Origin of the sequence: uncultured Sphingosinicella sp. (assembly GCF_963974575.1) — a bacterium.
Lineage (GTDB): Bacteria > Pseudomonadota > Alphaproteobacteria > Sphingomonadales > Sphingomonadaceae > Sphingosinicella.
This window is the reverse complement of the sequence record NZ_CAXBBQ010000017.1, coordinates 1-6,609: the sequence shown is the minus strand read 5'-3', so window position 1 is coordinate 6,609 and position 6,609 is coordinate 1. Positions and strand designations below refer to the sequence as shown.

General features: G+C 65.8%; 5 protein-coding genes and 1 tRNA gene. All 6 read right to left on the bottom strand.

The window, feature by feature from the left end; translation table 11 throughout:
- Window positions 1-30: 30 nt before the first annotated feature.
- Window positions 31-342 (bottom strand): MAPEG family protein, encoded by a 312-nt coding sequence (locus tag AAC014_RS17975; protein WP_339711409.1) that lies wholly within the window; start codon window positions 340-342, stop codon window positions 31-33.
- A 102-nt stretch (window positions 343-444) separates the two neighbouring features.
- On the bottom strand, window positions 445-1,083 hold the full coding sequence (locus AAC014_RS17970) for a L,D-transpeptidase (protein ID WP_339711406.1): 639 nt from the start codon (window positions 1,081-1,083) through the stop codon (window positions 445-447).
- Between the two features lie 103 nt (window positions 1,084-1,186).
- Complete coding sequence (locus tag AAC014_RS17965; RefSeq protein WP_339711403.1) at window positions 1,187-3,640, bottom strand: filamentous hemagglutinin N-terminal domain-containing protein; 2,454 nt, start codon at window positions 3,638-3,640, stop codon at window positions 1,187-1,189.
- A gap of 55 nt (window positions 3,641-3,695) precedes the next feature.
- Entirely contained in the window at window positions 3,696-5,354 is a 1,659-nt protein-coding gene (locus tag AAC014_RS17960; RefSeq protein WP_339711401.1) for a ShlB/FhaC/HecB family hemolysin secretion/activation protein, read from the bottom strand.
- A 398-nt stretch (window positions 5,355-5,752) separates the two neighbouring features.
- Window positions 5,753-5,829: transfer RNA gene (locus tag AAC014_RS17955), tRNA-Arg, on the bottom strand.
- Between the two features lie 53 nt (window positions 5,830-5,882).
- A complete protein-coding gene (locus AAC014_RS17950; RefSeq protein ID WP_339711399.1) occupies window positions 5,883-6,317 on the bottom strand; it encodes a hypothetical protein in 435 nt (144 codons plus the stop codon).
- Between the last annotated feature and the right edge of the window lie 292 nt (window positions 6,318-6,609).

Genomic DNA, 6,609 nt, shown 5'->3' with positions numbered 1-6,609 from the left:
CGTCCAATCTCCGCCAAGCATGCTCAAGCTTCACGATTTTTGCAACAGAGCCGCCATCAGCGACGGCTGTGTGAGGATGTACAGAAAACCGGCGACGAGGAAGAACGGCACGTTCTCCAGATCATTGAGCTGGATGCGCCGGATGCGTTCGACCTTTTCATTGGGGGCGAGCTGGGCCGGATCGGGCGCTTGATTCATCGGCGTCTTCCGGATGTCCTCCGGCGCGCGGAAGCCGCCATTCTCGCCGATCATCCGCGCCACCGTGAGCCAGGACATGGCGATCACCTTCAGGATCATCACAGTCGCCGCGATCACATAAATCGCGAACAGTGGATTCTGCATGTCAAGAACCGCCATTGAGCCCCCCTCTCAAAACCGCGCCGGGATCGTCATAACCAACAGTCATTCCGTTGACCATAACTGCGTGAGCAGGCGGCGTGCGCGCTATGGGCGAGCGGGGCGCATGGCGAAGACGGTGTCGATGGGTTTTGTTTCGGGCAGGATGTAGACGATTCCCACCGTGCCCTTGAACGCGGGCGCGACAACGCGGTCGTAAAAGTCCGCGGGGACATTGATGCAGCCGTAGGAAATGCGGTTGTCGAGCGGCGTTGGCGAGGCGAGGCGCGCGTGGCGGCGATCCGCCGCGCTGCCGACGACGACGCGGTGCAGCGACAACGCCGTGTCGTAATCGACCCACAGGACATCCTGTACGAAATCACGCCCGAGCGCGGCAACGAAGCGGCCTGCCGGTGTTGTGCGTTCCTCTGGCCGGATGGTCGCCAGGCGGCGTTGGCCGATGCCCGGCACCGTCTCATCCCCCCGCCCAAGCCCGAGCAGCGCCGCCGCCGCGCCGCGCAGCGCGCTCTGCGCATCGAACACGAAGATTTTGGCGTCCAGCTTGTCCACGATGATGAAGGGCAAGCCGGCATTGTCGCCCGACGCTGCGATCCATGCGGCGACGTCCTGCGCATTGCGGGACGCTGCCTCCCCCAGCGCGCGCGCGTGATGCGGCTCCGGCTGAGGCGCTGGCGGCGTTACGGGCTGGGCGGCGACAGCCTGGCCTATGCCGCCGCAGACCAGCATGCCGACCAGCAGAGCGGCGACCGGCCATGGGGCTGAGCCTGCCCCGGAGGGATGACACGCCTCTGATCGCGTCCGGCAGACGTGGAAAAAAGGCGTGCGCGCGTTAATGTCGCGACTGCTTTTGCGGATAGGTCGGGACGGCGGGGGCACTGGGGGCGCTGGGCGCATTGGGCGCGACGGGTACAAAGGCGCTGCCTTCGCGCTCGCTGATGACCGGACTGATGGGGCGCTCGGCTGCCAGCACATTCGGCGCCTGCAACGCGGCCAGTTGCGTTTCGGGCATCCGCAGGCCGCCCTCCGTGATCGCGAGGCCCGGCGCGACACGTGCCGACGCCATCATCAGCATGGGGCTAACGGGCCGCTCCTCCAGCTCTCGCACCGGCGTGGGCAGGTTGGCGGTGGGTGGCAGGTTCGGCGTGAGGACTACGGTTGGCGGCGGCGTCGGTGTCGGCGTGGGCGTTGGGGTCGGCGTTGGCGTCGGATTAGGCGTTGGCGTTGGAGTGGGTGTCGGGGTCGGAGTGGGTGTGGGCGTGGGTGTGGGTGTCGGAGTTGGCGTCGGAGTGGGCGTTGGGGTCGGGGTGGGGGTCGGGGTGGGCGTCGGCGGTGGTCCCACCGTGATCGAACTCTGCGTTCTCGACCCCTCCGTGCAGCATGAGTCCGCCAGCGCATACTGGCTCGCGTTGGGGCCGGTCAGGCTGTAGCCGGTGTAGGTAACGCCGATGTCGCTGCCGACGGCCGCATTGTCGAACACGGCCGTTGCGCCAGGCCCTGCAACGAGCGACACGCCGCCGGGAAGCCCGGACTGGGCTGTCGTGTTGAAGCCGGTGAGCACAGCCGCGTTGGTGCCATCGAACATCTTGTCGGCATTGGGGTAGAGCAGCATCCGCTGCGTGAGCGCGGCGCCTTCGGTGAGGACGAAGCGGGTCGAGAAGTTGGTGGGCGCGGCGTAGGACACCGGATTATAATAGATGGCGACAGGCGCGACGGTGACCGTCGTGGGCGGCGCCAGCGGTGCGAAAATGATCGTGCCGCCGGCGACGCCGGGGCCCGTGCCATCCGCGCCGGCAATCAGCGTCAGCCCCACCGGCAAGCCAAGGCTCTGGGCGGGGATGGTGCTGCCGCGTGTGAGCGTCACGGCGTTGTCGATACGGACATCGTGGCCGGCGCAAAGGTGGACGTTGCCATCGGTGGTGGTGATCGGGTGGAACACGCGGACGTCGCGGCCGGCGTTCAGCGAAATGCTGCCGTTGACGGTGGTGAGCGGCGCGTTGACGATGACATCGCGCCCGCAGCAGGCGACGATATTGCCCTTGGTCGCGCTGATCGCGGCGTTGATGACCACATCGCCAAAGGCGTTCAGCGTCAGCGTCGTGGCCGTGCCCGAGGCGACCCAGGCGACGGCATCGTTGATGATGATGTGGCCGGTGCCGGGGGTGAGGTCGCCGGGCAGCGGGATCGTGCTGATCACCACATTGCTGGTCACCAGCTGCGCCGAGAGCGTCGTCCCCGAGATGTTGCCGCCCGAACCGACGATGAAGTCGGCCGGATCGATCAGCCATGTGCCGGAGACGCCCGCGGGCGCGGCCGTGGTGACCTGCGCGGTGTCTGCAACGCGCACGCTTGCCGCCGAGGTCTCGATGAAACCGCCGTCGCCGCCGTTCGGCGCGCTCGCGTCGAGGGTGCCGCCCACGTTGGCGGTGCCGCTTTGCATGTCTCCGAGCAGCATGATCCTGCCGTCGCGGCTGGCGAGCGATCGTGCCTGAACGACGCCGGTGTTGTTGACGACGGTGCGCAGCAGCGCGCCCGCCGCCTGCGCTGTCATCAGCACCTGCCCGCCATCGGCCAGCAGCAGACCGCTGTTCTGCACCAGCGCATTCACGGCGCCGGTGTCGATGGTGACGTTGAGCAGGCCGTCGCCGGCGATATCGAGCGTGATCGCATCGCCTGCGGCCAGCGCGACCGTGCCCAGATTGGCGCGGATGATGCCCGAATTGTCCACGTGACCGCCGAGCAGGGCGACGTAGCCGCTGTCTGCGGTGATCGTGCCTTCGTTGATGACGCTGCCGCCGCTGCCGGTGAACGCATACTGCCCGGCCATGAAGTCCGCATCGGACAGATCGAGCGTCGACGCGACCAGACCGCCGACATTGACGTTCGCGCCCTGCGCAAAGACGATGCCGCTGGGATTGATGAGGAACAGCTTGCCGTTCGCCGACAGCGACCCGAGAATGATCGAAGGATCGGGCCCGACGACGCGGTTGAGCGCCACCGAGCTGCTGTTGGGCTGGACATAGACGACGCTCGCGTCCTGGCTGATCGAGAAGGCCTGCCAGTTCAGAACCGCAGTCTGGCTGGTCTGGTTGACGGTAACCGTGCCGGCCCCGGTGGTGACCGTTGCCGCGCCTGCAACCACTGAGCCGCCCGTGGGAACGGTTTGTGCGTGTGCGGGGGTGAGGACCGCCAAGGGCGCAATGAGGCCCACGGCGATCCGCCCGATGACCCTGGCGAGCGCTGTCGTCCCGAACAGGCTGGTCTTGCGACGATCGGTACTGGTCATTGTCATTATCCTTTTGCGCGTGGGCGTACGCGGCCGGGTCTTTGGCTGGCGGTCGTCAGAATATTTTCACGATCTGGAACCAGAAGCGGCCGCCGCGATCGCGCGCCGAGGTGGCAGGGCGGGTGCCCAGCTTGCGGGCGTACGTGCCTTTGAGGATCAGGCCGTGCGGGCCCGCCCAGCTCGCACCGGCGCCGTATGCGCTGCGGCGCGTGCTGTTCGGCCCTGCGAACCAGGGGTTTTTGGCATATCGAACCTCGCCGGTATCGACGAAGCCGAACAGCTCGAACTGGCCGGGAAGGCTGCCCCGCTGCCCGCCGAGCAGGAGCCGGGCCTCGGCGGTTGCGAGATAGCCGATGTCGCCGAACGCCTCGCCTTCGGGATAGGCGCGGACGCCGTAAGCGCCGCCCAGCCCCATCTTCTCCGAGCTGTCGAGATTGTCGAAGGCATATTGGCCCCGTACCGCGCCATAGAGCGAAAATGGCCCGGCGACCTGCTGCGCCCGCGCAAAGCTCGCCTGCAGCTTGTTGAAACCGCCGGCGCTGCGGGCGTTCGCCGCATCCGCGAAGCGTTCGGCGGGGCTGCGGATCTTGAGATGGCCCATCGTCCAGCCGACCGAAAACACGTTCGATCCGCCGATGCTGTCGCGAACGTCGCCGGAGAGGCCAAGCGTGCCGGCCGTGATGCGCTTGTCGGAATCGGTGGCGAACAGATCGATCCGGTCGCGCAGCATTTTGTAGTCGACACCCGCGAGCGCGTAGAGATTGGCGCGGCGCGAGCGGATCAGCGGATAGCTCGCATAGCCGCTGAAAATATCGGCGGTGCCGGAGCCATCCAGCGCATTGAACTCCCGGCCCAGCGAATACCGCAGATGCGCGTAGGCGGCGCCCAGCGTCACAGCGCCGACGGGCGCCTGATAGGAGACGCGGCCATATGCGAGACCGCCATCCGATGCGAGCAGGCGCAGGCTGAGCAGATCGCCGATGCCGGCAGGATTGTTGACGTTCAGCGTGCCGCCGAAGCGATATGTGCCGGTATAACGGTTGCCGGCATTGTCCGCCTCCAGATTGCCGCTCAGCTTGGGACCCGGGGCGACATCGACGAGAAGATCCGAGGTGCCGAGGGCCTCGCCCGGCGCGAGCGTCGCCTTGACCCGCACGCCCGGAATATCCGAAAGCAGCAGCAGGCGGCGCTCGAGCGCAGCGTTCGCGACGAGATCCTCAGCTGCCAGGCCATCGAGGAGTCGCGCCGGAACCCTGTCTGCAAGGCGCGCGCTGTTGTTCAGCACGACCTTGCCGTAGCGGCCTTCCATGACGGTGATCGTCACCGCGCCGTCTTGCACGTCCTGTTCAGGCAGATAGGCCTGCGCGAGGATGTAGCCCCGGGCGTGATAATGCTCCATGATGCGGGCGGCGAGCTCGCGAAGCTGCGAGAAGGTGAGCGCGGCGCCGGGCGAAAAGCCGGATGCCGAAACGAGCTCGCTTTCCGAGAATTGGGTTTGCCCCGTCACACGAAGCGATTGCACCTGGACGGACGCGCCGCCGGCAATGGGCGTCGGCGCGCCGGTGCGCGGGACAACGAGATCAGGCGATGCCCTTTCGGCAGCGGGCGGCTGCGGCAATTGCTGAAGCTGCGTGCCGGCGCTTGGCAATTGCTGGGCGTGTACGATTTGAGTCGTGGCGAGCAGCGCGCACGCGACGAGGCTTGGCTTGAACATGACTGTCTCGAGTGCTGGCGCGTCATCAGAGCGTGGGCCCCTCAAGCAGCGTCGAGGTGAGCACGTAGCAAGTCAGATGAACGGCCAAACGCTACGTCGACCGGACGCCTCGGCGTCTGTCCACAGCAGAGAAAGACAGAGCGTCGTGATAATGTCTTACCGGTGAAACTCTTTAATAATCCTTAAAGGTCTTCACGGAGTTCGTGGTAATCCATCTCGAGGTGTTTGTAGCCGGCGCAGGGTCTCGGATGTGTGTTCTGAAGAATAGATTTAAGTTACTCTCCTGAAAAACAGGGCCTTCTATCCTCACGCCTCGATCTTGTCGTCGATATGTGAACAGTGAAAATCGTCGGATGCGCGACAGGCGAAGGCACATGACGTTGGTTTATTGGAAAATTTGGTGCACCCGACAAGATTCGAACTTGTGACCTCTGCCTTCGGAGGGCAGCGCTCTATCCAGCTGAGCTACGGGTGCGGATCGCTTTGCGGTCGGCACGCTTAACAAAGCGCGGGCGCTCAGGCCAGCGGTTATTCGGCACTGGGCGCGGGGGTGTAGGGAACGAAGGCGCCGAGGCCGCACGAGGCGCCGAGGCGGGGGCCGGCGCCCTGATGCACCACCCTTATGATGTCGGTGGAGCAGAGCTGCGACAGCGAGGTGGAATAGGTGAACGCCTGCTCGAACCCCAGCGACGGGCAGGCGTGCGGCAGCGTGTTTCTGAGGATGCGGCCATCGCGCATATGGAAATCAATCGTCGAATCGTCGGCGACGCTAGTGCTGCGGATCGCGGCGAGGCTGACGCAGCGGTCTGCGGCTGCGGCGGGTGAGGATGCCGGCACGACTGCCGGCGAGGACGCTGCATCGGAGGGCGACGCTGCATCGGACGGTGCGGACGCGGGTGCTGCGCAGGCGGCGAGCGCGAACGCAGCAAGGAGAATGACGCAGGCAGCGTTCGGGCGTTTCATGGCGGCTCCGCAGACAGAACAGGCCGGACCGCCGCCCCGAACAGCGGGGAAGCGATCCGGCAGGGTACGCAAACGCTACTCTGTCACTATGCGGACAGTCCATAGCAGCGATGACTGAACATGAAGTGAATCGCCCGCCGGGAGCGGTTCAGGCCGAGGTTTTGGCGGGATATTCGCACTCTGCAACCACCGGGCAGCGCCAGCATTCCGGCCGGCGCGCCTTGCAGATGTGCCGGCCGAGGGCTCTGTTGCAAAAATCGTGAAGCTTGAGCATGCTTGGCGGAGATTGGAC

Bases quoted from the DNA above. Each gene is read 5' to 3' on its own strand.
- AAC014_RS17975 (WP_339711409.1), bottom strand. From the start codon at position 342: ATGCAGAATCCACTGTTCGCGATTTATGTGATCGCGGCGACTGTGATG.
- AAC014_RS17970 (WP_339711406.1), bottom strand. From the start codon at position 1,083: ATGCTGGTCTGCGGCGGCATAGGCCAGGCTGTCGCCGCCCAGCCCGTA.
- AAC014_RS17965 (WP_339711403.1), bottom strand. From the start codon at position 3,640: ATGACCAGTACCGATCGTCGCAAGACCAGCCTGTTCGGGACGACAGCG.
- AAC014_RS17960 (WP_339711401.1), bottom strand. From the start codon at position 5,354: ATGTTCAAGCCAAGCCTCGTCGCGTGCGCGCTGCTCGCCACGACTCAA.
- AAC014_RS17950 (WP_339711399.1), bottom strand. From the start codon at position 6,317: ATGAAACGCCCGAACGCTGCCTGCGTCATTCTCCTTGCTGCGTTCGCG.